The sequence below is a fragment of the Burkholderia sp. KBS0801 genome (genome assembly GCF_005937855.2).
In the GTDB taxonomy this organism is placed as follows: Bacteria; Pseudomonadota; Gammaproteobacteria; order Burkholderiales; family Burkholderiaceae; genus Burkholderia; species Burkholderia ambifaria.
The window spans coordinates 1191462-1215058 of sequence record NZ_CP042178.1; the positions used below are offsets into that span (position 1 = coordinate 1191462).

Consider the following 23597-nt stretch of genomic DNA (forward strand, 5'->3'; position numbering starts at 1 on the left):
ACACCTTTCGACTTCAAAAAAGAGTACAGTTTCGGCCATCCAGGCGGTGCGGGCCGCAACTGTGTTTTTGAAGGGAAGTTGAAAGGGAGGCGCGTGAAGCGTTACGAACAACTGGCCGACGAGCTGCAGACGCAGATCGAGCGCGGCGTATACCGGCCGGGCGAGCGGATTCCGTCGGTGCGGCAGGCGAGCAGGCAGCAGCAGCTCAGCGTCACGACCGTGCTGCGCGCGTATCTCGTGCTGGAGAGCCGCGGCCTGATCGAGAGCCGGCCGCAGTCGGGTTATTTCGTGCGGGCGCGGGTCACGGAGCCGGCCGAGGCCGAGCTGCACACGTCGGCGCCGGCGGCCGAGCCGTCGGCGGTGGACGTGAGCCGGCTCGTGCTGTCGACGCTGCGCTCGATCGCGCGTGACGACGCGGTGCCGCTCGGCTCGCCGTATCCCGACGCGTCGCAGTTCCCGGTGCAGCGTCTTGCGCGCTACGCGCAGGCGATCGGACGGCGCCGCACGCGCTGGGGCGTGATCGACGACCTGCCGCCCGGCAACCAGGAACTGATCCGCCAGATCGCGCGGCGCTACGCGGAGCGCGGGATCGCGGTCGAGCCCGCCGAGATCGTGATGACGATCGGCGCGACCGAGGCGATCAACCTGTGCCTGCAGGCTGTCGCGCGGCCGGGCGATACGATCGCCGTCGAGTCGCCGACGTTCTACGCGATGCTGCACGCGATCGAGCGGATGGGCATGCGCGCGCTCGAGGTTGCGACGCATCCGGGCGACGGCATCGATCTCGACGCGCTCGAACGGATCCTCGAGCGCGAGCGCATCGCCGCGTGCATGGTCATGCCGAATTTCCAGAATCCGCTCGGCTTTCAGATGCCCGATGCGCGCAAGCGCGCGCTCGTCGAACTGCTCGCGAAGCACGGCGTGCCCGCGATCGAGAACGACGTCTACCACGAGCTGCATTTCGGCGACACGACGCCGAGCGCGCTGAAGTCGTACGACCGCGACGGGCTCGTGCTGCATTGCGCGTCGTTCACGAAGAGCCTGTCGCCGCGCTACCGGATTGGTTGGGCGATGCCGGGCCGCTATCGCGACCAGGTCGAGAAGCTGAAATTCCTGAATACGCTCGCGACGCCCGCGATCGAGCAGCTCGCGATCGCCGAATACCTGAAGCACGACGGCTACGATTTCCACCTGCGGCGGATGCGCAAGCAGTATGCGCAGCAGGCGAGCCTGATGAGCGCGATGGTGCGGCGTTTCTTCCCGGCGGGCACGCGGCTGTCGCAGCCGCAGGGTGGGTACGTGCTGTGGGTCGAGTTGCCGCCGCGGGTCGACGCGATGAAGCTGTATGCGCTCGCGCTCGCGCAGGGCATCACGATCGGGCCCGGCCACATGTTCTCGGCGAGCGCCGATTACCGGCATTTCATCCGGCTCAACTACAGCTATCCGTGGTCGCGGCAGATCGAGGACGCGCTGAAGGTGGTGGGGCGGCTCGCGTCCGAGTGCGCGGGGCGGTGAGCGGCGCAGGGCGCGCCGCGCGCCGCGCTGCGGGGTGGCGAGCGGCGGCCCGTTGCGGGCCGTCGCGGCAAGCATTACAGCGCGTGCGGTGCCTGCAGTTCGCCTTGCGCCGCGCCGGCCATCCGGCGCATGTCGAAGCCTGACGGGTGCTGGTACACGCGCAGCCCGAACTCCGGCAGCACCGCGATCATGTGATCGAACAGGTCGGCCTGGATCGTCTCGTAGTCGACCCAGCTCGTCGTGTCGGTGAAGCAGTACAGTTCGAGCGGAATGCCTTCGGCCGTGAGCGGCAACTGGCGCGCCATGCACGTCATGTCGCGGCGGATTCGCGGATGACCCTTCAGGTAGTTCGCGACGTACGCGCGGAACGTGCCGAGATTCGTCAGCTGGCGGCGGTTCGCCGGGCATTCGCCCGCCGTGCCGAGCGTGCCGTTCCATTGCGCGATCGCGTCGACCTTGTCTTCCAGGTAGTCCTTCAGCAGTGTCAGGCGTTCGAGCCGTGCGATCTCGTCGTTGTCGAGAAAGCGGACGCTCGTCGCGTCGATGAACAGCGCGCGCTTGATGCGGCGCCCGCCGGCTTCGGTCATCCCGCGCCAGTTCTGGTAGCTCTCGGTGATCAGCTTCCATGTCGGCACCGTGATGATCGTGTGATCGAAGTTCGCGACTTTCACCGTGTTCAGCGTGATGTCGATGACGGTGCCGTCCGCGCCGGCCGACGGCATCGTGATCCAGTCGCCGATCCGCAGCATGTCGTTCGACGACAGCTGCACGCCGGCCACGAGGCCGAGCAGCGTGTCCTTGAAGATCAGCATCAGCACTGCCGACATCGCGCCGATGCCCGACAGCAGCAGGCCGATCTGCTTGCCGGTCGCGTCGCCGATCACGACGAGCGCGGCCGTGATGAACATCACGAGCTTGACGAGTTGCATTGCGCCTTTCAGCGACAGGCGCGGCTGGTCGCGATGGCTCATGCGATGCGTGTGTTCGAGCGCGGACAGCGTCGCGCTGATCGTCATCGACACCAGCAACACGATCAGCGCGAACAGCACCTTGTCGGCGGCCTGCGCGGCCGCGGCCGGGATCCCGGGCACGGCCGCGAGCCCGAGCTTGATCACGACGAACGGCACGATGCGGTTCAGCCACTTGAATGCGCCGAACTCGAACAGCGCGTCGTCGATGCGCGTGGCCGACAGCCGCGCGAGGCGCGCGACCACGCGAAACAGCAGGAAATGGACGGCGGCGGTGATCGCGCCGGCGGCGGCGAGCAGGATGAGGAGGCCGACGAGCGGCGCAAACCAGGATTCGTTCAGGGTCATAAGGGCAGGCAGGGTCTTTCTCGTGCGTTGAATCTGCGCCGCGATGCGGCGCGCGCCCAATGAAGGGCATATGAAAGGGACCGTGATTGTGCCATTGGGTTCCGGACGGATGGGGCGAATGCATGACGGGCTCGCGTCGATGGATATCCCGCAGGCTCGGTTATGCGCGCATCGCCGGCATGCCTGTCGTGACGGGTCTCTCTCTATACCGTGTTCCTGCCGCTGATCGCGTGCGCGTGCTTCGGCGCGTCGTCCATCTTCCCGACACTGGATCAGACGCTGGAAGCGGCAGGCATGACGCTGGCACAGCAAGTGCCGCGTGCCGTGTAACGGCACGCCCCGTCACTCAGCGCGCACCGACCCGCGCACCCCCGTCGGCCGTGCGCCCGCGCCGCTCGACCATCGCGGCAGCCGCAGCGTCGTCACGAAGCTCGCCGCATGCAGCGCGCAAAGCAGGCCGAACGCCCACGCGTAGGCGACCCCATGCGCGCCGCCCGTCGACACCGATTCGGCCTGCAGCCGCCATGCGAGAAACAGCGTGCAGAGCGTCGTGAACGTCGGGCCGCCGAGGCGCTGGACGATATTGAGCGACGTCGTCGCCATCGGCAGATTGCGCCGTTCGACCGACGCATACGCGGCGGACATCGACGGGATGCCGATCGCGCTCTGGCCCATCCCGCGCACGAACAGCGCGGGCACCAGCACGTAGGGATCGTAGCCGGTCAGCGCGAGATACACGATCGGTAGCGTCGCGACGAGCGCGAGCATCGCGCCCGCGGCGGCCAGTCGGCGCACGCCGAACCGGCTCGTCAGCGCGCCCATCAACGGATACGTGACGAGCATGCCGAGCCCGAGCGGGGCCAGCAGCCAGCCCATCTCGCCGGGCGAGCGGCCGCACGCCTGGATCAGGAATACCGGAATCAGCATCTGGCCTGCGTAGATCGCGCCGTTCGACAGAAACTGCGTGGCGGCGGCCGCGCCGAACACGCGCGCGCGAAACAGCGCGACGTCGATCAGCGCACGCTCGCCTTTGCGGCGCTCGACGCGCAGGAACGCCGCGAGCAGCAACACCGAACCCGCGATTGCCGCGATACCCGGCGCGGTGTCGATCCGCTCCGCGCCATACAGGAACAGCACGAGCGCGGGCGACAGCAACGCGAGGCCGACCCAGTCGAGTTCGCGCCGCTGCGTTTCGTCGCGATCGCCGGGCAGGAACCACACGGCCAGCGCAAGCGCGAGCGCGCCGACCGGCAGGTTCACGAGAAAGAGCCAGCGCCACGACGCGTGCTGCAGGATCGCGCCGGCGACGACCGGGCCGAGGATCGGTGCGATCAGCACGGGCACCGCCGCATAACCGATCACGCGTGCCATCTGCTGGCCGGCCACGCGCGCGATCATCATCTGCGCCATCGGCGCGAGCAGCCCGCCGCTGATGCCTTGCAGCACACGGAACGCGATCAGCGACGGTGCGGACCACGCGAGCCCGCACAGCGCCGACGTCAGCGTGAACGCGGAGAAACACCACAGGTACAGCGCCTTCGCACCGATGCGGTCGACGAGCCAACCGTTCAGCGGCAACACCAGCGTGAGCGCGAGCAGGTAGCCGCTCGTCACCCACTGGATCGTCGACAGGCTCGCGTGCAGGTCGGTCGCGAGGCTCGACAGCGATACGTTGACGATCGTCGCGTCGAGCTGCGACAGCAGCCCGCCGAGCGTCGCGACCGCGCTGACTTTCCAGATCGCCGGATCGAGCCGGCCGGACGCATGAACCGGCGCCGGCCGAGTGCGCGTGTCGTTCATGCGCCGCGCCGGTCGAGCAGCGCGAGAATTTCTTGCGTCGAACCGGTCTCGCCGAGACGCGGGAACACCCGTTCGACGCTGTTCGTGTGCGCGTCCGCGCTGAGGTCAGTCATTGCGTCGACCGCCAGCGTCACGTTGTAGCCGAGCTCGTGCGCCTGGCGTGCCGTCGATTCGACGCCGATGCTGGTCGCGACACCGGTCAGCACGATCTGCGTGACGCCGGCTGCTTTCAGGTACGCGTCGAGGTCGGTGGCGGTGAACGCGCCCCAGGTCTTCTTCGTCACGACGTGGTCGCCCGGCTGGCGGTTCAGTTCGGGTACGAGGTCGGTCCAGTCGGCAGGAAGGGCATCACGACGCGCCTGCTGCTGCGTGCGGCCCGGCGCGCCGCCGGCGACGTTGACGAGTACGACCGGCAGCCCGCGCTCGCGGAATGCGTCGAGCAGTTCGCGCGTGCGCTCGATCACCGGGGCGACCGGGTGGGACGTGGGCAGCGCGACGATGCCTTTTTGCAGGTCGATGACGACGAGCGCCGTGTTCGTGTCGAGACGGGTTGTGCTCATGGTGCTGATGCTCCGTGAATTGGGCAAAGGAACGCGTGCACGCGGATGCCGCGCCGCACGCAGGTGGCGGTCATTGTTCGCCGATGCGCCGGATCAGCGGAATCGCGGCGGCGAGCGTGCGGATCTCTTCAGGGTCGAGCTTGTCGATCGCGGCGCCGAGCCACTTGTGCTTCGCGGTGTCGCGCTTGCGCCGCGCTTCGCGGCCGGCCGCGGTCAGCAGGAACAGGATCTGGCGGCCGTCGGTCGGATGCGGCTGGCGTTCGACGAGCCCGTCTTCCTCGAGGCTCGCGAGGATCGCCTTCATCGACTGCGGCTTCATCGCCTCCGCGCGGGCGAGGTCGGCGGTCGTCATCGGGCCCTGTCGTTCGAGCCGCGCGAGCGCGCTCGTCTGCGACATGCCGAGCCCTTCGGAGTCGATCTCGGAGCGCAGCCGGCGGATCAGCTGGCCGACTGCGAGGGTCAGGTCGGTTGCGACGGTGTCGGCGGAAACGCCGGGTGTGCGTGGTGGTGTCATGCGGTGGAGCATAGAACACGACAGTTAAACTTGCAAGTTTGACTGTCGAATTGTATGGCGCCGCTCCTTTGAAGGTACGCGCCGGCCGCGCGCGTCGTGCTTACTGGATCGAGCAGTTCAGCCAGCGATGGATTTTCACCGCATCGCTCGACACGCCGGCGCGCGTCGGTGCGCCGAGCAGCACGATCGTTTCGCGGCGGCCCTTCACGCGCATGCGCATCACCACGCCGTGCCCCGATTCGTTGATGAAGCCGGTTTTCTGCAGCCGGATCGGCAGGCTGCCGTTGCGCACGAGCGGATCGGAGTTCACGTACAGCAGTTCGCCGTCGCCGGCCTGCACGGTGGTCGACGTGTCCGTCGAGAAGTAGCGTATCAGCGGATCCTGCGCGGCCGCGCCGACGAGCCGCGCGAGATCCTCGGCGGTGGACACGTTGTGCGGCGACAATCCGGTCGGTTCGCGGAAGTGCGTATGACGCATCCCGAGCCGGCGCGCCTCGCGGTTCATCGCCTTCACGAACGCGGCACGGCCGCCCGGATAGTCGCGGCTCAGCGCGGCGGCCGCCCGATTTTCCGACGACATCAGCGCGATATGGAACATCTGGCGGCGCGACAGTTCGGCGCCGATCGGCAGCCGCGAACCGGTGAACTTGATCGTGTCGCGGTCGCGTGAGGTGACGCGCAGCACGCCGTTCAGCGGCCGGTCCGCGTCACGCGCGACCACGGCGGTCATCAGCTTAGAGATCGACGCGATCGGCCGCACGGTGCGTGCGTTGCGGGCCAGCAGCGGCGTGCCGGAATCGACGTCGAGCAGGTAGGCCGCGCGTGAGTGGAGCGAGCGCACCGCGCGCGGGCTGTAGCCGCAGCTCGCGAGCAGGCGCGGCTTCGCGGCGGGGCGCGGGCGCACCGCGTTCGCGCGTTTCGCGCGCCGGTGCTGCGGCGCGGGCGCGGCGTGACGCTTGACCGAGGAATGCTTGACGCGCGGGCGGCGGTGCTTGACGGCCTTGTGCTTGCGGTGGGCGGGCGCTTTCTTGACGACTTTCGTATGCGCATGGGGCGCCGCGGTGCGATGCGGCTGCGTGCGCTGCGCGGACGCATTCGTTGCGAACGCGAGTGTCAGGAACGAGATGGCGAGGATCAGGATGGTCCGGGCGCGAGGCAGGCGCGCGATGAGGCCGGTCAAGCGAAAGTCTCCTTTTCACGCGCGTTGCGGCGGCGCGAAATGCGTGGGCGGTGAGCGGGTGCGGGAAATTATAAGGTCGATCGCGTGGCGATGACGATCGATGTGCACGCAATGATGCGTGATGCGGGCGGATTCCTGCTGTTTTTTTGCGGATGATCGACGATACCCGTCCGACGGAAGGCGCGCGACGAGCAGGCTCAGCGCGGCCAGTTCCGCCGCGACACGACCGCGAAGCTGATCGCGATCGAACCCGTGATGGCGCGCGGCGGTGCGTCGTCCAGCGCATCGCCGAAGCGGACGCGGCGGCTGCGTCCGTCGACGCGTGCGACACGTTCGGCACGACGCTCGGGCGTCGGCGCATCGGGCCCGACACGGCTTTCGTTGGCGACCACCGTGTCGCACGAAATATCGGTCAGGCATTCGGCCGCATGATCAACGGACATAAAGTGAACTCCAGAAGAGGGCATGCCCGTATTGAACGTCACCCCGTTCGATCAGTAAAATGAATGTTTCGATCGATACGATTCCTTTAAAGAATGGAATTGAAACTGCTGCGCACCTTCCTGACGGTCACCGAGCTCAGCCATTTCAGCCGCGCGGCCGACGCGCTGCACATGAGCCAGCCGGCGCTGAGCAAGCAGATCGGCGCGCTCGAGGCGAGCCTCGGCGGCAAGCTGTTCGAGCGCGGCCGGCACGGCGCGGAACTGACGCCGTTCGGCGAACGCTTCCTGCCCGATGCGCAGGCGCTCGTGCGCGATGCCGACGAAATCCTCGCGCGTGCGCGGGAGGCGACCAGCGGACAACGCGGGCATCTGCGGCTTGGCATCTGCCTGTCCGTGCTGACGCTCGTGCCGAAACTCGTAGCGGAATTCCGTCGCCGCAATCCGGGTATCGCGGTCACGCTGAGCGACCTGTCGTCGTCCGAGCAAACACGCCGGCTGCGCGCCGGCAAGCTCGACGCCGGCTTCCTGCGTTTGCCGTCCGATGAAGGGCTGTCGTCGTTCAAGGTGATCGACGAGGCGCTCGCACTCGCGGTGCCGCCGCATCTCGGCTTCAAGCGCGTGCCGGCCGATCTCGACGTGCTCAACGAGATCGGCTTCATCGCGCTGCAGCGCGCGCGCGGCCCGGGGCTCGCCGCGCAGATCGACCGGTGGTGCGTCGAGCGGCGCTTCGTGCCGCAGGTCACGCAGCAGGCGGAGGACGTGCAATCGGTGCTCACGTCGGTCGCGGCCGGGGTGGGCGTCGCGTTCATTCCGTCGGGCGCGCAGTACCTGCTGCGCGACGCGACCGTCCTGCCGCTCGACGGCAGGGATGCGAAATGGCGCGTCGGGCTCGCATGGCTGTCCGAGCGCGACGATCCGGTGACCACGCGTTTCGTGTCGTTCATGCGCGCGGCGATCAAGGGCGCGTGACGGCGGCGTATAGTGCTCGCGACGGCATCCTTCCTGCATTCCGGCCCGGCGCCGGCTCACGAATCCGAACCGATGACTTCAGAATCCGACGACGCCCCGCTCGATCCCGCACTCGTCGCGACGCTCGCGACGCTGCACGAAGCCGCGACCGATCCGTCCGGCAAGACCTGGTCGCTACCGAAGATCGCGAAGCGCACGCAATTGCCGATGAGCACGCTGCGTCGCGTGCTGACGCAACTCGACGCCGCCGGCCTGAGCGCGACGACGCTGAGCGACGATGGCACCGGCAGCGCCGCGTTGACCGAAGAGGGGCGCGCCGTGTGCGCGCAACTGTTCGGCGCGAACGACGCCGAATGAAAAAACGGACCGCCCGAAAGCGGTCCGTCGCATGACGGTTCGACACGCGGCATCGGCCGCATCACCGTGGTATCACCACCGCACCGTCAACCCGCCCATCACGGAGTGACGGTAAGTCTGGTCGTTCAGTCCGTGCCGGTAGCCAATGTCGAGATCGAGCCAGGGCTTGGGCGAATAGATCGCACCGGCGATCACGAACGCCGGATTCGCGCCGGCGCCACGTTCCGCGTTGCGCGACGTGCCGATGTCCGCCACGATCTGCAGCGTGTCGGTCGCCTTGTAGATCGCCGCGCCCGAGAAAGCCCAGATCGCCGTCAGGTCGCCCTGGCGATTCGGTTGGTACGTCATGCCCGCATTCGCGAGAAACGAGAACCGCGACACGTCGATTTGCGCGAGCAGCGTCGCGCCAGTTCCGACGCGGCCGGTGCCGAGCCCGCGCCGGTCGTTGCCTGTTGGCATCGTCGCCATCGGCTTCAGCGCGAGCGACAGCGGCCCGCGTTCGACAAACCGCCACTTCATGCCGATCTCGACATCGCCGAACCCGGCGCCGCTCTCGTCGGTGCGCGTTTGCAGATGCGTGTACGGCGCGTTGACGTAGAGATCGACGCGTTCGCCGAAGCCGCGCGTGAGCGTCGCGTTCCACATCTGATGGCGGCCGTTTTCGTCCTGTTTCGAGGTTTCCTCGGCATTGAGCTCGAACTGCCAGTTCGCGTTGCCCTGGGTGCCCGGGTCGTCGCTGACGAGCGGGTGGGCGGCAAAGGCGTCGAGTGGCGCGAGCAGCGCGCTCGCGGCCGCGAGCGGGAGCATTCTTTTCATCACGTCATCCTTGGTGCGTCGGCGGCGGCCGGCCCCGTGCGGGCCGGCACGCCGTCGTCCGGAGGAAATCAGAACCACTGCTTGTAGCGACGCACATAGATCGTCTTGACGATCTGCGCGAGCAGGATGTAGCCGACCATCGTCGCGGCGAGCCACAGCCAGTAGGTGCCCGGCAGGTGCATGAAGCCGAGCGAATCCGCGAACGGCGAGAACGGCAGCCAGCAGCCGATGGCGATCGCGGTGAACGTCGACAGCAGCACCGGCAGTGCGGCCGTGCTCTGCAGGAACGGGATCTTCTGCGTGCGCAGCAGATGCACGACGAGCGTCTGCGACACGAGGCTCTCGATGAACCAGCCCGAGTTCATCACGACCTGGCCGCCCGTGCCGCCGTGCAGGTGATACATCGCGCCCGCGCCGAACACGGTCCACATCAGGATGTACGTCGTGATGTCGAACACCGACGACGTCGGCCCGACCCACAGCATGAAGCGGCCGATGTTGCCGGCTTCCCACTTGCGCGGCTTCTTCAGGAATTCCGGATCCATCCGGTCCCACGGCAGCAGCATCTGCGACGTGTCGTAGATCAGGTTCAGCACCAGCAGCTGGGTCGCGAGCATCGGCTCCCACGGCAGGAACGCGCTGGCGACGAGCACCGAGAACACGTTGCCGAAGTTCGAGCTGGCGGTCATGTTCAGGTACTTCAGGATGTTGCCGAACGTCTCGCGGCCCTTGATCACGCCTTCCTCGAGCACCATCAGGCTCTTTTCGAGCAGGATGATGTCGGCGGTTTCCTTCGCGATGTCGGCGCCGCTGTCAACCGAGATGCCGACGTCGGCGTCGCGCAGTGCGGGCGCGTCGTTGATGCCGTCGCCGAGGAAGCCGACCGTGTGGCCGTTCGCCTGCAGTGCCTTCACGATGCGCGCCTTCTGCAGCGGCGTGAGCTTCGCGAACACCGTCGTGCGTTCGACGACCTGCGCGAGCGTCGCGTCGTCGAGCGCCTCGATTTCGGCGCCGAGCACCGGCTTGCCCGGCTGGAGGCCGACCTGGCGGCAGACCTTCATCGTGACGGTCGGGTTGTCGCCCGTCAGCACCTTCACCGATACACCGTTCTCGCGCAGCGCGGCGAGCGCCGGCGCGGCCGATTCCTTCGGCGGATCGAGGAAGGTCAGGAAGCCGCGCACGACGAGGTCGCGCTCGTCGGCGGTACGGTACTGCTCGCGTTCGTCGCCGCGCTGGATCGTGCGCGTCGCGAGCACCAGCACGCGGAAGCCGTCCTCGTTGTATGCGTTCGCCTGTTCGAGCAGCCGCTTGCGCGCGACGAAGTCGAGCGGGCGCACGCCGTCCTCGTCCTGCACATGGGTCGACACCGCAAGCATTTCCTCGACCGCGCCCTTGCAGATCAGCAGGTGCGTGCCGTGCGTGTCCTCGACGACGACCGACAGGCGACGGCGCACGAAATCGAACGGCAGCTCGTCGATCTTCTTGTAGCCCTGCGGCTTCACGCGCTCGCCGATCTCGTCGGCGCGCGCGACCACGGCGATGTCGATCAGGTTCTTCTGGCCGCTCTGATGGAAGCTGTTCAGCCAGCCGAGCCGCAGGATGTCCTCGTTCTTGTGGCCGGACAGGTCGAGATGGTGTTCGAGGATGATCTTGTCCTGCGTGAGCGTGCCGGTCTTGTCGGTGCACAGCACGTCCATCGCGCCGAAGTTCTGCACGGAGTTCAGCCGCTTCACGACGACCTTGCGGCGCGCCATCGCGATCGCGCCGCGCGCGAGGTTCGCGCTGACGATCATCGGCAGCATCTCGGGCGTGAGGCCGACGGCCACCGCGAGCGCGAACGTGAGCGCGCTCAGCCAGTCGCCCTTGGTCAGGCCGTTGATCATGAACACGATCGGCACCATCACGAACATGAACTTGATCAGCAGCCAGCTCACGCTCGCGACGCCGCGATCGAAGCTCGTCTCGATCCGCTTGTGGCTCACGACGTTGCGCGCGAGCGAACCGAAGTAGGTGTCCTCGCCGGTCGCGACGACGACGGCCGTCGCGGTGCCGCTTACCACGTTGGTGCCCATGAAGCACACATTTTCGAGATCGAGCAGCGACGTCGACGCGTCGTTCGCCACGCCCGGCGTGCCGGCCATGCCCGCCATGCCCGTGTGCGCCGACTTGCCGGCGACCGCGCCGAGCGTGTCGTACTTCTCGACCGGCAGTGCTTCGCCGGTCAGCACGGCCTGGCTGATGAACAGGTCGCGCGACGCGAGCAGGCGCACGTCGGCGGGAATCATGTCGCCGGCCGACAGGTGCACGATGTCGCCGACCACCACTTCGCGCATCGGCACCTCGCGGCGCGCCGGCTCGGACGTGTCGGTCATCGCGCGCTGCACGGTCGCCGTCGTGCGGACCATCGCCTTGAGCTTTTCGGCCGCACGCAGCGAACGGAATTCCTGCACGAAGCGCAGCAGCGCGCTGATCGTGACCATCGTCAGCAGGATCGTCATGCCGACGTAGTCGCGCTCGCCGGGCGCCGCGAAGTAGACGTCGGTGCAGAAGCTGATCGCGGCCAGCACCAGCAGCACATAGACGAACGGATTGTGGAACGCGTGCAGCAGCTGGCGGGCCCAGTGCGGCGGCTTGTCGTGCGCGATTTCGTTCGGGCCGTGGTGCTGAAGACGATCGGCGGCCTGGTCGAAGGTCAGGCCGCGCGTGCTGGTGCGCAGCGACTTGAAGGTTTCTTCGAGCGGGCGGGCCGCTTCCTGCGCGGCGCGCATGATGCGTGGTTCGTTCTGCTGACCGGGGCCGGCGTGGATGAAGCCGCGCTGTTTCTTTTGCGTGGTTTTACGTTGTGTCATGAGTCGCTCCATGCGCACGAGGCGGCGGGCGGGGAGCGACCGTGACGTTATCGACGCACGAGCGCTCCCCGCCGCGTCGCGTCAGGCGCGATCGGGTGTGGATCGGTGAAGGGGGGAACGCTCGCCGGCGCGCGGAGTGTTGCGGTCGGAGGATCGATGCGCGGCGGCGCACCGGCGAGCGATAATCGACTACTGTCGTCCGGGTTCATCTGCACTCCTGTCGGTTGCGGGTAGCGGGCACGGGCGATCGGCAGCCGCGCACGCACGAAGGCGCGCGGCGCGATGGCACGCGAACGGAACACGCGCGCAGCTCGCGCGGCGCGCAGCACGAATACACGCGCGGCAGCGTACCGTGACGCGGCGCGGGCATTCGGCGATATCGAAAAAATTCGGCGGGGGATTCTGGCCGGTAATCAGGCCGGAAGGACGCCGCATCCTGCTTCCCGGGATGCGGCAGAAGACGAGGCTCTGCGCGGTTTCCTCAGGCAGCAGTCAAGTTGGTCGAGGACCAACTACAACTCGCATCGGTGTTCACAGAACACTCCATGTAATCAGACGGGGCGATGGTAATGGCTCGTCGTGCGAAGCGTCAACCTTTTTTCCGCCCTTTATTTTCCGGCAATTCTTGCAGAACGTTAGCGCGACTTGGCGCGACGAGATCGGCTGCGCGCATGAAAAAACCGCGCGCATGGCAATGCATGCGCGCGGTCGTGTCGACGCAGTGTGGTGCTTACTGGATAGCAGCCGTGACGGCGGCGCCTGCATCGGCGATGCCGGCGCCCGCCGGCAGCGCGGTGCACGACGTGCTGGTCGGCAGCATCGCCGCACGCGCGCCGCCTTGCAGCTTCTGCTGGATCTGCGCGGGCGTGAGGTTGCCGTTCATCGACAACATCAGCCCGACGATGCCCGATACCTGCGGCGTCGCGAGACTCGTGCCGCTCGCGGTGCCGTACGTGTCCGCGCCCGGCGTCGTCGTGCCGCCGTTGGCCGTCGACAGGATGCTGACGCCCGGTGCGCTCAGCGCGACGTCGGAACCGAAGTTGCTGAACGAGGCGCGGCGGCCGGTCGCGTCCGTCGCGCCGACGCTGATCACGCCGCGGCAGTTCGCTGGCTGGTCGAACGCGGTCGACAGGCCGTCGTTGCCGGCGGCGACGACGACGGTCACGCCCTTCGCGTTCACGTCGTCGATTGCCTGCTGGAACGTCGCGCTACATGCGCCGACACCGCCCAGGCTCAGGTTGATGACCTTCGCGGGATTCGGATTGGTCGCCACGCCGGCGACCGGAATGCCGGCCGCCCAGCGCATCGCGTCCGCGATGTCGCTCGTCTTGCCGCCGCACTTGCCGAGCACGCGCACCGGCAGGATCCGGCCGAGCCACGATACGCCGGCGACGCCGATACCGTTGTTGGCGTTCGCGCCGATCACGCCCATCACGCGTGTGCCGTGCCAGCTGCTGGTGCTCGGTTCGCTTGCGCAGTGATAGTACGGGCCGTTGGCATCGTCGAGTTCCTGTTGCGTGACCCAGTCGCCCGGATCGGTCGCATCGGTGCCCCGCGTCTGGCCGTTGTTGCTCGTGTTGATGTTCGAGATGAAGTTGTAGCCGGGCAGCAGGTTGCCGACGAGGTCGGGGTGCGGCCGGTAGCCGGTGTCGAGCACGGCGGTGACGACCGTCGGCGAACCCTTGGTGCGCGTCCAGGCGGGCGGGGTGTTGATGCCGACGCTCGCATCGGACAGATACCACTGCTGGTTGTACGCGGGGTCGCTCGGCGTGTCGCGGATCCGCATCGGGTGATCCGGTTCCGCGTAGTCGACGTCGCCGTCGGCCGCGAATGCCTGCGCGAGCGCCGCCGCGTCGCCGGACGCGATACGCTGGCCGATCGACAGCACGGCCGCGCCATCCGACAGCGTCCGCTCGACCTGCACGTTCAGCGATGCCTGCGACGCCGTCACGGCGGCATACGCACGTGCGGTGCCGCTCGTCGTCGGTGCCGACCAGCGCGTGATCGAGCGCTGGATCACCGCGTCGAGCCGCGTGCCGGTGTCGAGGGCCGCCATCGCGCGCGTCGCCGTCAGTGTCTTCAGCTTGACGATCAGGTGGTCGACCGGCGGCTCGGCCGGTGCGGTGGTCTGGGCGGCCATCTGCGCGGCGGCTTGCTGCGTCGTGCAGGCGTTGCCGCCGCTGGTGGTGGGCGGGGTCGTCGGGGGCGTCGGTGTCGGGGCGGGCGACGGCGCGGGGGCCGGGGCTGCATTGGAGGAAGACGGATTGCTGCCGTCGCCGCCACCGCCGCCGCAGCCGGCGAGGGGAAGCAGGGCCGCGGCGGAGAACATGCCGGCAAGCATGCGCGCGTGAGCGGAGCGGGCCAGCGCGATATTGAAACGTGTGGCTCTCATGGTGAAGCGATCCTCGTGGATAACCGTCGTGCTGGCGGTCGTGCCTGGTCCGGAGGAACACCGGACAATGTCGTTTTTGTCTGACGTCTGCCGCAAGGTTGCTGCGACGCGCCATGGATTGGGTAACGGCTACTGCGGACGCTTCTTGAGTCGTTGTAGGAGAAAAAATCGGATTACCGCAAACGATTGCGATGTTGCGGCGCAGCACAATTGCGGGTCGGATGGCCAGAAGCCGGCAGGCAGGACGCGACCGAATGCCGCCGGCCGGGCGCGAGGCAGGATTCGCGCCCGTTTGCGCGCCACGGAAAATGGGGCTGCCGCGCGGGCAAGCTCCTTACGCTTTCCCTGATGCGACGCGAATTTTGTCGGGCGTACGATCGCGATTCGATCAACGTTTCGTCAGGAGAAAAGCATGGATCGCCGCTTCCGTTGGCTGGCCGTCGCGCTGACCTGCGCACTGGCAGGCACCGCGCATGCGCAGGCGCTCACCGGCACGCTGAAGAAGATCAAGGACACGGGCATCGTATCGCTCGGTATCCGCGAATCGTCGGTGCCGTTCTCGTATTCGGACAACCAGCAGAAGAACATCGGCTACTCGCGCGACATCGCGGCGCGCATCATCGACGCGCTCAAGGCGGAGCTGAAGGCGCCGAACCTGACTGTGAAGGAAATCCCGATCACGTCGCAGAACCGGATTCCGCTGCTGCAGAACGGCACGATCGACTTCGAGTGCGGGTCGACGACCAACACGCTGGAGCGGCAGAAGCAGGCCGCATTCTCGAACAGCATCTTCCTGTACGGGATCCGCTTCAGCACGCGCAAGGATTCGGGCGTGAAGGACTTCGCGGACCTGGCCGGCAAGACGGTCGCGACGACGGCCGGCACGTCGGACGAGCGCCTGCTGCGCAAGCTCAACGAGGAGAAGGGGATGAACATGACGATCATCAGCGCGAAGGACCACGCCGAAGCGTTCATGAACGTCACGACGGGGCGCGCGGTCGCGTTCGTGATGGATGAGCCGCTGCTGTACGGCGAGATCGCGAAGGACCGCAACCCGGGCGCGTACACGGTGGCAGGCACGCCGCTCGTCCATGAAAACTACGCATGCATGATGCGCAAGGACGATCCTGCGTTCAAGCACGTGGTCGACGGCGTGATCGCGAAGCTGCAGACTTCCGGCGCGGCCGAGAAGCTCTACGACCAGTGGTTCATGCAGCCGATTCCGCCGAAGGGCGTGAGCCTCAACTATCCGCTGTCGCCGGAGATGAAGCAGCTGTTCAGGAATCCGACGGATCAGGCGCAGTACTGAGCAGGGCGTCGAGTCAGCGTGCGGGCCGACATGTAGCGTGATCGGCCCTGCACGATCGAGTCTGTCCGGCCTGCGGGCCGGCGTCGCGGCGCGCATCCTGCGGCCGTAGTGGGGTCCGTGCGCATCGCGCCGGATTCCGAAAACCCGTTCTCTGATCCCTCGCCGCACGCGTCGCGCGTGCCGTGCCGCACTTCGAAGGGCCTCGATCCGGGGCCCGTCTCCACCGGTCTTTTCCCTCCTTACCGCAACGCATGCTCGTGCCGGCGCGTGGTGCGCGCGTTCGTGCCGGCTCGCGCCCGGTGATGTCGTCTGCCGCGTAAACCCGAATTCAGATTTCAATTTGAACTGGTCAGAATCGGCCGAAATTGTTCAACAATTTTCGGCGGAAAATCCCGGAAAGCCGCATACGGCGGCCCGCGGGAGGCGTTGCGACGTTTCAGCGCCGGAGCCGAACAACCCAGGAGCTTCGCCATGTCCGCTCGTTTCCCGCTTCGACATTTCCTCCGCGGCGCGCTCGTGCCGCTCGCGTTCGCGTGCTCGCTCGCGGCCGCTGCTCCGCTGCAGACGGTGCGGCCCGGCACCTTGCTGGTGGGCTCCGACCTCACGTATCCGCCTTACGCGTACCTGGAAGCCGGCAAGCCCGCCGGCTTCGACGCCGAGTTCGCGCGGCTGCTCGCGCGTCACCTGAAGCTGGAGCCGGTGTTCCTCGATACGCGGTTTCCGGACCTGATCCTCGGCATGAAGGCGCGCCGCTTCGACGTCGTCGCGTCCGCGCTGTACGTGACGCCCGATCGCGTGAAGCAGGTCGATTTCGTGCCGTACCTGAAGACGGGCGCATCGCTGCTCGTCGCGAAGGGCAGCGCGTTCCTGCCGAAGACGCCGCAGGATCTGTGCGGCAAGCGGGTCGGCTCGATCAAGGGTGCGTCGTGGACGCCGAAGCTGCGTGCGGTGTCGCAGGACACGTGCAAGGCGGCCGGGCGCGGCGAGATCGCGATCCTCGAGTTCCCGACGTCGCCGGAAGCGACGTCGGCGCTGATGTCGAAGGCGGTCGATGTCCAGATCGAGGACGCGGCTGTCGCGCAGGGGATTCCGAAACAGACGAACGGGCGTGTCGACATCAGTTCGACGACGCTGTTGTATCCGATCGTCATCGGCCTCGGCATGACGAAGGGCGATAGCGGCCTGCAGGGTGCGCTACAGGGCGCATTGAACGATGCGAAGCGCAGCGGCGAGTACGGCAGCCTCGTGAAGAAATACGGATTGCAGGAGCCGACGCCCGCCGACGTCGCCAATGCGCTCGGCACCGCGAAGTAGACACGCAGCAAGCACGTAGCAAGCACGACCCGACCACCGCGCGCAGCGCGGCCGCATCTCCATTCGCGGTTGAGGAGTCATCGATGCAGTTCGATTGGCACTATGCGTTTCAGCTCTTGTGGGACAAGGATTTCTGGCGCGCCTGCGTCGTGGTCGTCGAACTCAGCGTCGTCGCATGGCTGCTCGGCGTGTTGCTCGGGTTTCCGGTGGCGCTCGCGAGACAGTCGCACCGGCCGCTGCTGAAGCGCGCGGCGGCCGTCTACATCTGGTTCTTCCGCAGCCTGCCGCTGCTCGTGCTGCTGGTCTTCATCTACAACCTGCCGCAGGTCTTTCCCGCAACCAGCGCGGTGCTGTCCGATCCGTTCACGGCCGGCCTGATCGCGATGGTGCTGAGCGAGACCGCGTATTTCGCGGAAATCCATCGCGGCGGGATCCTGTCGGTGCCGCGCGGGCAGCTCGAGGCCGGCCGCGCTCTGGGTATCCGCTTCGCCGGCATCCAGCGGTTGATCGTGATGCCGCAGGCGATCCGCATCGCGCTGCCCGCGCTCGCGAACGAGTTCATCACGATCGTGAAGCTCACGTCGCTGGTGTCGGTGATTTCGCTGGCCGAGATTCTGCTCGTCGGACAGCGGCTGTACACGCAGAATTTCCTCGTGTTCGAAACGATGCTGGCCGTGGCGTTTTACTACGTGTTGATCGTGACCGTGTTCAGCCGGCTGCTCGGCTATCTCGAGCGGCACCTCGACGTCAGTCGGCGCACGCCGATCCAGGCCGACGAGATCGATCTCGCGCTGCCGCCGTCGGCGCCGGCCGTCGCGCCGAGGCAGCGGGCGAATGCCGAATTCGCGCTTCGCCTGAAAGGCGTGCAGCAGCGCTACGGCCGCCACGAAGTGTTGAAGGACATTCATCTCGACGTCGTGCCGGGGCAGGTCGTGTCGATCATCGGCCCGTCCGGCTCGGGCAAGACGTCGCTGATCCGCACCATCAACGGGCTCGCGCCGGTGAACGCGGGCGAGATCGACCTGTACGGCGAGCCGTTCATCCGCGCGTCGGGTTCGCATCCGCCGCGCGTGTCGCACGAGCGCATCCTCGATATCGGCATGGTGTTCCAGAGCTTCAACCTGTTCCCCCACCGCACCGCGCTGCAGAACGTGATGATGGCGCCGTGCTATCACCGGCATGCCGATGCAGTCGCGATCCGGCTGCAGGCGCTGTCGCTGCTCTCGAAGGTCGGCATGCTCGAGCATGCGAACAAGTATCCGCACCAGCTTTCCGGCGGCCAGCAGCAGCGTGTCGCGATCGCGCGCGCACTCGCGACGCGGCCGTCGATCATGCTGTTCGACGAGCCGACCTCCGCGCTCGATCCCGAACTCGTCGGCGAAGTGCTGAAGGTTGTCGAGACGCTGGCGAAGGAAGGGATGACGATGATCATCGTGACCCATGAAATGAACTTCGCGTTCAAGGTATCCGACCGGATCGTGTTCATGGAGAGCGGGCGCATCCTGTACGACGTGCCGCCGGAGCGGATTCGCGCCAGCGGCGACGCGCGCGTGAAGGATTTTCTGAAACACGTTCACATCGCATGACGAACGACTGGACGGGAGCACGAATGGACCCGACGGGCTTTCGGCTGGGCGACATGAACGCACGCTCGTGTGCGCAGCGGCTGAGCGCGTGTCTCGCACGTGCCGATGCGTATCCCGGCGACATCGGAACCGCGTGGCTCGCACGGCGCGACGCCGCCGCGCTTGCCGACGCGCGTGCATGGGATGCGTCGCTGCGCGGCGGTGCGGCCGATGCGCCGCTGGCCGGCGCCGTGCTGACGGTGAAAGCCTGTTTCGATTGCGAAGGCTGGGTCACGCATGCCGGCTCGCGTGTGCTGGCCGACGAGCCGCCGGCACGCACCGACGCCGCGATGGTGTCGATGCTGCGCCGGGCCGGCGCGGTGCTGGTCGCGCAGACGGCGATGACCGAGTTCGCGTATGGCGCGCTCGGCGTGAATCGTGCGTACGGTACGCCGACGACACCGCTCGATGCGCGGCGCGAGCGGGTGGCCGGCGGATCGAGTTCGGGCGCGGCGGTGTCGGCGGCGCTCGGTGCGGCCGACCTGTCGCTGGGTTCCGATACGAGCGGGTCGGCGCGCATTCCGGCCGCATTCTGCGGGGTGACCGGATTCAAGCCGTCGCGTGGGCGCTATGCAAGCGACGGCATGCAGTTCCTGTCGACGAGCTTCGACGTGCCGGGCCTGCTGGCCGCGACGGTCGAGCTTTGCCGGCAGGCCGATGTTGCGTTGCACGGCCGCGATGCGCGGCGACGACGACCGGCGACGATCCGCGATCTGCAGTTCGTCGTGCCCGAACCATTCGCCACCGACGACGTGGATCCGGTCGTGGCACACGCATTCGACGCGTGGCTGTCCCGACTGTCCGCGCACGGCGCGCGCATCCGGCGCAAGCGGCTCGATTGCGTGGCCGAGGCCGGCGCGGTCGCCCGTGCGGGCGGCATCATCGCGGCCGAGGCGTTCATGCTGCATCGTGCGCGGCTGGCGACGGCGGCTGACCGTTACGATCCGCTGGTCGGCGCGCGCATCGCCGCGGGCGAGCAGGTGCGCGCGCACGATTACGCGGCGGCGCTGCTGCGTCTGGCTGCACTGGCCGACACGTACCACGCCGAACTTGGCGACGCGGACGCGGTATTGACGCCGACGGTGCCGATGCTGCCGCCGCGCGTGGCCGATCTGGCCGACGAAGCCGCGTACCTCGAGCAGAACGCGCGTGCGTTCCGGCTGACCGAGTTCGCGAACCGGCTCGACCTGCCGAGCATCAGCGTGCCGGGCGACCTGCGCAACCGGCAACCCGTCGGGTTGCTGATCACCGGGCGTCGACACGAAGACGCGCGGCTGCTCGACGTCGCGGCGATGGTCGAGCGCGCGCTGACCGATTCCACATGACAGGTTTCCCGCGGCAGGGCTCGCCTTGCCATTTTCGCCATTACTCGTTACTAATCAGAGGTGCTTATGATCGTCGTGAAATCGGCCGATATCACCAATACCGAACGCCACGCGCGAGGCCCGGGCTGGGACAGCAAGCGCATGATCGTGAAGCAGGACGGCGTCGGCTATTCCGTCCATGAGACGCGTGTGCATGAAGGCGCGGAACTGCATCTGCATTACAAGAATCACTTCGAGACCAACTACTGCGTGGCCGGGGAAGGGGAAGTCGTCGATACGGCCACCGGCGACGTGCACCGGATCACGCCCGGGACGATCTATGCGCTGAACCTGAACGATCCGCATATCCTGCGCGCGACGCGCGGCGACCTGCACCTGGTGTGCGTGTTCAATCCGCCGTTGACTGGGCTCGAGACACATCGGGAAGACGGCAGTTACGCGTTGCCGACGGAACAGCAAGCGTGACGGGCCGTTGCGCGCCGCTTCGGGCGGCGCAATGGCCACACGGTGTTCGGGTTCAGGCCGCCTCGCGGTGGCTGCGCTTGATCGCGTCGACGAGCATCCGCTCGGAATCGTCGAGATAGCGCGTGAGCGCGGTAACGGCTTCGCTGCGACGGTTCTGCGTGAGCAGGTCGTAGATCTGGTATTCGCGCTGGATCCAGTCGGGCGTTTGCACGCGCTTCTCGTCGGGATCGGCGGCGAAGACGAGGCGCAGCTGTGCCGAGATGGTCCGGAAGAATTCGTCGAGCAGCGCCGACTTCTGCAGCGCGACGATGTGCTGGTGGAATCGCAGGCTGTGCGTGCCGACGGCCTGCCAGTTTTCCTTGGCGAGCTCGCGTTCGGCCGCGCGAATCGCGCTCTGCATTTTCTCGAGCAGGGCCGGCTGCGCGAGTTCCGCCGTGTTCAACGCATGCAGTTCGAGCGTGCGGCGCGCGACGTAGAGATCGCGCACGTCCTGGCGATTCAGCGTGCGCACGACCACGCCCTTGTGCCGCACGAACGTGACGAGCCCTTCGCGGCCGAGCTGATGCAGGACTTCGCGAAGCGAGTTGCGCGACGTGTCGTATTCGGCCGCGAGGTCCATCTCGATCAGCGCGGTGCCGGGCGGCAGCTTGCCGCTGATGATGTGTTCGCGCAGTTGATGGCTGATCCGGTCGGCGACCGACTGTCCTCGCGCTTTTTCGCTTGCCATTCCTTTCGTTCGCTCCTCTCCTGATCGTGCGCCGCCGGCGTGGCCGGCCGGCGGCGTTTCGCCATTCTACGGGCTATGGGCGTCGTTACGCCGTCTTGTCGTGCTGCCAATCCGCGTGCGGCGGCTGCATCCCGTGCAGGCCGCGGTACGGCGCGACGGGCGGCGACGCCCAGCCTTCGAGCAAGCTCGGATCGAGCCGGTACACCTCGACGCCGAGCGGCCGGCACACGTCGATCGGGTCGCGTGCGTCGGGCCCCCACATCGGGACGGACAGGTCGCCGCCCGGGCACGTCGACATCGCGCACAGCACGTCGATTTCCGCGAAGAACTCGAGGTAGTCGCCCGGCTGCGCGGGGCAGGCCTTCATGAAGTACTTGTCGTCGTCGTTCAGGCCCGTGCACTGGAATACGTTGAGCACGTCGTGCACGTCGAATTCGGTCAGCCCGTACGGCGCGACTGCGCGCACGAGGTTCGAATGACAGTGGAAATGAAAATCCTCGCCGGTCAGCAGCTTGTTCACGTACGGGTCGCAGCGCGTGCCGAGCAGGTCGTGCACGCGGCCGCCGTCGCCGTCGACGCCGTAGCCGGCGAGCGTGTCGTCGGTGATCGTGACCATCGGACGGAGGTACGGCAAGGTCGACCAGAGCCGGTCGAACGTCGTCACGTGGGCGGCCTGCAACTGGCGCGTGCGCGATGCCCACATGCGTTCGCGCGGATTGTGCAGGTTCCACATGTTGAAGTCGGCGACTTGCGGCCCTTCGAGCGTGACAATCCGGAACACGTGACCGGCCGGCACCGTCCACGCGAAGCCGCTGCGGATCGGCACGACGTGCGACGCGATCCGTTCGCGCGCGTCATGACGCCGGGCGATCGTGGAATAAAAGGCTTTATCGACATTCAGGACGGAACCCTTGGTGACCTGGTAGGCGGCAGGATAGTTCGACATGACGCGGTACTCTCGGGGAAGGTTGTCAGGTGCGGCGATCCAGCTGTAGCCCTTTGTGGTGGCCGCTCACGCGTCAATTTTCATGCTGGATTGTTCAACAATATATTGGCGCTTCGCGGAGTATAGGGTGAAGGCGGGGAGGTGTGTCAATCGGTGGAAAGCACCGAGTGTCGGGGGAGGCGGCGCGATCGCGGCGGCGCGGGCGAACGTCCGGCGCCGCCAATGAAAAACCGCCGGCACATGCCGGCGGTTTCGGTTTTCGGCCCGGTCGCTCGTGCGACGGAACCGGGCGTCAGGCCTTGATTTCCGGCCCGCGTGCGGCCGGCCGGGCCGGAGCCGACGGTGCCGGCGCCAGCGCCCGCGTGGACGGTTGCGCCGGCACGATCACGACGACCGGTTGCGGCATGGCCCACATCGGCATCGCGAACCCGACCGGTTGCGGCATCGGCATCGCGAACGCGTTGGCGAGCGCCACGTGCTGCAGCGCCATCATCTGCTGCTGCATGGCGACCATTTGCGCCTGGGCCGCCTGCATCTGATACTGCGCGACCAGCATCTGCCGCAACGCGGCCGCGGGCGGCATGGTGCCCGACGACGACGCCTGCATCTCGAAGCGCGCACCGCCATGCGGGCTGTGCCAGCTCCACGTGCGGACCTGCATCGGGCCGACCGCCGTCTGGACGACGCGCGTATCGGCTTTCACGGGCACGGCCTGCCCATTGACATTGACGAACATCGGTTGTGCTGCCGGAGCGGCGTCGGCCTGCCCGGCCAGGGCGAGCACGGGCATCAATGCCAGCGTGGCCGCCGCCATATACGAACGGAATCGCATGTTCGGATCTCCATCAAACGAGACTGATCGAATCAACAATGCACGAATCGTGCGGCTCACGGACTGAGCCACGAAGGACTATGCGAGCGCCGGCTTAAATCTGGCTTAAAACCGGGGCGGGACCGCGGAATGAGGCTGGGTGGGGCGCCCGGGGTGAGTCGCCGACGCCCGCGAATGGCCCATTTTGTGTGTTTCGAGATATGCCGCAATCGGCATTTCAACCTCGCCCGCGCCATGGTATTGCCGTTGCGCCGCGCCACAACAGGCACAATACGCGCTTCGCTTCGCCGCGCACCGCTGTTCGAGATTCGAACAAGCGGGCGCGTGTCCCCGCTGTCGGAAT

At 67.1% G+C, this 23597-nt stretch carries 21 protein-coding genes; 8 read left to right on the plus strand and 13 right to left on the minus strand.

Going from position 1 to position 23597, the window contains the following annotated elements:
- Positions 1 to 93: 93 nt before the first annotated feature.
- A complete protein-coding gene (locus FFI87_RS22275; RefSeq protein ID WP_138848989.1) occupies positions 94 to 1515 on the plus strand; it encodes a PLP-dependent aminotransferase family protein in 1422 nt (473 codons plus the stop codon).
- A 74-nt stretch (positions 1516 to 1589) separates the two neighbouring features.
- On the opposite strand, the gene FFI87_RS22280 is transcribed toward FFI87_RS22275, so the two are convergent.
- The 6 genes from FFI87_RS22280 to FFI87_RS22305 all read right to left on the minus strand — a co-directional run bounded on the left by FFI87_RS22280 (position 1590) and on the right by FFI87_RS22305 (position 7328).
- Positions 1590 to 2831, minus strand: a complete 1242-nt coding sequence (locus FFI87_RS22280) for a mechanosensitive ion channel family protein (RefSeq protein WP_012366229.1) — start codon at positions 2829 to 2831, stop codon at positions 1590 to 1592.
- Between the two features lie 342 nt (positions 2832 to 3173).
- Positions 3174 to 4631 (minus strand): DHA2 family efflux MFS transporter permease subunit, encoded by a 1458-nt coding sequence (locus FFI87_RS22285; protein ID WP_012366228.1) that lies wholly within the window; start codon positions 4629 to 4631, stop codon positions 3174 to 3176.
- Positions 4628 to 5191, minus strand: coding sequence for an isochorismatase family protein (locus FFI87_RS22290; protein WP_012366227.1), 564 nt, complete (start codon positions 5189 to 5191; stop codon positions 4628 to 4630). The genes FFI87_RS22285 and FFI87_RS22290 overlap by 4 nt, the downstream gene beginning before the upstream one ends.
- Before the next feature lie 70 nt (positions 5192 to 5261).
- Positions 5262 to 5717 carry a MarR family winged helix-turn-helix transcriptional regulator gene (locus tag FFI87_RS22295; protein WP_012366226.1) on the minus strand — a complete coding sequence of 152 codons (456 nt, stop codon included), beginning with the start codon at positions 5715 to 5717 and terminating at the stop codon, positions 5262 to 5264.
- Between the two features lie 88 nt (positions 5718 to 5805).
- Positions 5806 to 6885 (minus strand): serine hydrolase, encoded by a 1080-nt coding sequence (locus tag FFI87_RS22300; RefSeq protein ID WP_138848988.1) that lies wholly within the window; start codon positions 6883 to 6885, stop codon positions 5806 to 5808.
- A gap of 197 nt (positions 6886 to 7082) precedes the next feature.
- Positions 7083 to 7328: a hypothetical protein gene (locus FFI87_RS22305; protein ID WP_138848987.1), complete on the minus strand. Its 246-nt coding sequence runs from the start codon at positions 7326 to 7328 to the stop codon at positions 7083 to 7085.
- A gap of 93 nt (positions 7329 to 7421) precedes the next feature.
- Between FFI87_RS22305 and FFI87_RS22310 the strand changes: the two genes are divergently transcribed.
- Together FFI87_RS22310 and FFI87_RS22315 are read left to right on the plus strand one after the other, a co-directional pair.
- The gene (locus FFI87_RS22310) at positions 7422 to 8297 is read left to right on the plus strand and encodes a LysR family transcriptional regulator (protein ID WP_012366223.1); all 876 of its coding nucleotides are present in this window, start codon (positions 7422 to 7424) and stop codon (positions 8295 to 8297) included.
- Between the two features lie 72 nt (positions 8298 to 8369).
- A complete protein-coding gene (locus FFI87_RS22315) occupies positions 8370 to 8654 on the plus strand; it encodes a transcriptional regulator (protein WP_041490183.1) in 285 nt (94 codons plus the stop codon).
- Between the two features lie 72 nt (positions 8655 to 8726).
- On the opposite strand, the gene FFI87_RS22320 is transcribed toward FFI87_RS22315, so the two are convergent.
- The 3 genes from FFI87_RS22320 to FFI87_RS22335 all read right to left on the minus strand — a co-directional run bounded on the left by FFI87_RS22320 (position 8727) and on the right by FFI87_RS22335 (position 14711).
- Positions 8727 to 9470, minus strand: coding sequence for a transporter (locus FFI87_RS22320; RefSeq protein ID WP_138848986.1), 744 nt, complete (start codon positions 9468 to 9470; stop codon positions 8727 to 8729).
- Between the two features lie 68 nt (positions 9471 to 9538).
- Positions 9539 to 12319 carry a magnesium-translocating P-type ATPase gene (gene mgtA, locus FFI87_RS22325; RefSeq protein WP_138848985.1) on the minus strand — a complete coding sequence of 927 codons (2781 nt, stop codon included), beginning with the start codon at positions 12317 to 12319 and terminating at the stop codon, positions 9539 to 9541.
- A gap of 730 nt (positions 12320 to 13049) precedes the next feature.
- On the minus strand, positions 13050 to 14711 hold the full coding sequence (locus FFI87_RS22335) for a S8 family peptidase (protein WP_138848984.1): 1662 nt from the start codon (positions 14709 to 14711) through the stop codon (positions 13050 to 13052).
- A 412-nt stretch (positions 14712 to 15123) separates the two neighbouring features.
- Here FFI87_RS22335 and FFI87_RS22340 point away from each other — a divergent pair, with 412 nt between their 5' ends.
- Positions 15124 to 16020: a glutamate/aspartate ABC transporter substrate-binding protein gene (locus tag FFI87_RS22340; protein WP_105831185.1), complete on the plus strand. Its 897-nt coding sequence runs from the start codon at positions 15124 to 15126 to the stop codon at positions 16018 to 16020.
- A gap of 335 nt (positions 16021 to 16355) precedes the next feature.
- Here the strand turns inward: FFI87_RS22340 and FFI87_RS34565 are convergent, their stop codons facing one another.
- A complete protein-coding gene (locus tag FFI87_RS34565; protein ID WP_175654651.1) occupies positions 16356 to 16493 on the minus strand; it encodes a hypothetical protein in 138 nt (45 codons plus the stop codon).
- On the opposite strand from FFI87_RS34565, the gene FFI87_RS22345 reads away from it, so the two are divergent.
- From FFI87_RS22345 to FFI87_RS22360, 4 genes are all read left to right on the plus strand, one after another.
- Complete coding sequence (locus FFI87_RS22345; RefSeq protein WP_138848983.1) at positions 16492 to 17334, plus strand: ABC transporter substrate-binding protein; 843 nt, start codon at positions 16492 to 16494, stop codon at positions 17332 to 17334. The two genes, FFI87_RS34565 and FFI87_RS22345, sit on opposite strands and share 2 nt — an antisense overlap.
- Before the next feature lie 83 nt (positions 17335 to 17417).
- Positions 17418 to 18920 (plus strand): amino acid ABC transporter permease/ATP-binding protein, encoded by a 1503-nt coding sequence (locus FFI87_RS22350; RefSeq protein WP_138848982.1) that lies wholly within the window; start codon positions 17418 to 17420, stop codon positions 18918 to 18920.
- A gap of 23 nt (positions 18921 to 18943) precedes the next feature.
- Positions 18944 to 20284, plus strand: coding sequence for an amidase family protein (locus FFI87_RS22355; RefSeq protein ID WP_138850197.1), 1341 nt, complete (start codon positions 18944 to 18946; stop codon positions 20282 to 20284).
- A 66-nt stretch (positions 20285 to 20350) separates the two neighbouring features.
- Positions 20351 to 20749 (plus strand): ectoine synthase, encoded by a 399-nt coding sequence (locus FFI87_RS22360; protein WP_138848981.1) that lies wholly within the window; start codon positions 20351 to 20353, stop codon positions 20747 to 20749.
- Positions 20750 to 20801: 52 nt separating this feature from the next.
- Here the strand turns inward: FFI87_RS22360 and FFI87_RS22365 are convergent, their stop codons facing one another.
- The 3 genes from FFI87_RS22365 to FFI87_RS22375 form a co-directional block, all read right to left on the minus strand.
- Complete coding sequence (locus FFI87_RS22365) at positions 20802 to 21476, minus strand: GntR family transcriptional regulator (RefSeq protein ID WP_012366213.1); 675 nt, start codon at positions 21474 to 21476, stop codon at positions 20802 to 20804.
- A gap of 85 nt (positions 21477 to 21561) precedes the next feature.
- Positions 21562 to 22422, minus strand: coding sequence for an urea carboxylase-associated family protein (locus FFI87_RS22370; RefSeq protein WP_105787827.1), 861 nt, complete (start codon positions 22420 to 22422; stop codon positions 21562 to 21564).
- Between the two features lie 292 nt (positions 22423 to 22714).
- Positions 22715 to 23254 (minus strand): hypothetical protein, encoded by a 540-nt coding sequence (locus FFI87_RS22375; protein WP_138848980.1) that lies wholly within the window; start codon positions 23252 to 23254, stop codon positions 22715 to 22717.
- Positions 23255 to 23597 lie beyond the last annotated feature (343 nt).

Excerpts from the sequence above, each read along its gene's own strand:
- FFI87_RS22280 (WP_012366229.1), bottom strand. The coding sequence starts at position 2,831 with ATGACCCTGAACGAATCCTGGTTTGCGCCGCTCGTCGGCCTCCTCATC.
- FFI87_RS22285 (WP_012366228.1), bottom strand. The coding sequence starts at position 4,631 with ATGAACGACACGCGCACTCGGCCGGCGCCGGTTCATGCGTCCGGCCGG.
- FFI87_RS22290 (WP_012366227.1), bottom strand. The coding sequence starts at position 5,191 with ATGAGCACAACCCGTCTCGACACGAACACGGCGCTCGTCGTCATCGAC.
- FFI87_RS22295 (WP_012366226.1), bottom strand. The coding sequence starts at position 5,717 with ATGCTCCACCGCATGACACCACCACGCACACCCGGCGTTTCCGCCGAC.
- FFI87_RS22305 (WP_138848987.1), bottom strand. The coding sequence starts at position 7,328 with ATGTCCGTTGATCATGCGGCCGAATGCCTGACCGATATTTCGTGCGAC.
- FFI87_RS22310 (WP_012366223.1), top strand. The coding sequence starts at position 7,422 with ATGGAATTGAAACTGCTGCGCACCTTCCTGACGGTCACCGAGCTCAGC.
- FFI87_RS22315 (WP_041490183.1), top strand. The coding sequence starts at position 8,370 with ATGACTTCAGAATCCGACGACGCCCCGCTCGATCCCGCACTCGTCGCG.
- FFI87_RS22320 (WP_138848986.1), bottom strand. The coding sequence starts at position 9,470 with ATGAAAAGAATGCTCCCGCTCGCGGCCGCGAGCGCGCTGCTCGCGCCA.
- mgtA (WP_138848985.1), bottom strand. The coding sequence starts at position 12,319 with ATGACACAACGTAAAACCACGCAAAAGAAACAGCGCGGCTTCATCCAC.
- FFI87_RS22335 (WP_138848984.1), bottom strand. The coding sequence starts at position 14,711 with ATGAGAGCCACACGTTTCAATATCGCGCTGGCCCGCTCCGCTCACGCG.
- FFI87_RS22340 (WP_105831185.1), top strand. The coding sequence starts at position 15,124 with ATGGATCGCCGCTTCCGTTGGCTGGCCGTCGCGCTGACCTGCGCACTG.
- FFI87_RS22345 (WP_138848983.1), top strand. The coding sequence starts at position 16,492 with ATGTCCGCTCGTTTCCCGCTTCGACATTTCCTCCGCGGCGCGCTCGTG.
- FFI87_RS34565 (WP_175654651.1), bottom strand. The coding sequence starts at position 16,493 with ATGGCGAAGCTCCTGGGTTGTTCGGCTCCGGCGCTGAAACGTCGCAAC.
- FFI87_RS22350 (WP_138848982.1), top strand. The coding sequence starts at position 17,418 with ATGCAGTTCGATTGGCACTATGCGTTTCAGCTCTTGTGGGACAAGGAT.
- FFI87_RS22355 (WP_138850197.1), top strand. The coding sequence starts at position 18,944 with ATGGACCCGACGGGCTTTCGGCTGGGCGACATGAACGCACGCTCGTGT.
- FFI87_RS22360 (WP_138848981.1), top strand. The coding sequence starts at position 20,351 with ATGATCGTCGTGAAATCGGCCGATATCACCAATACCGAACGCCACGCG.
- FFI87_RS22365 (WP_012366213.1), bottom strand. The coding sequence starts at position 21,476 with ATGGCAAGCGAAAAAGCGCGAGGACAGTCGGTCGCCGACCGGATCAGC.
- FFI87_RS22370 (WP_105787827.1), bottom strand. The coding sequence starts at position 22,422 with ATGTCGAACTATCCTGCCGCCTACCAGGTCACCAAGGGTTCCGTCCTG.
- FFI87_RS22375 (WP_138848980.1), bottom strand. The coding sequence starts at position 23,254 with ATGCGATTCCGTTCGTATATGGCGGCGGCCACGCTGGCATTGATGCCC.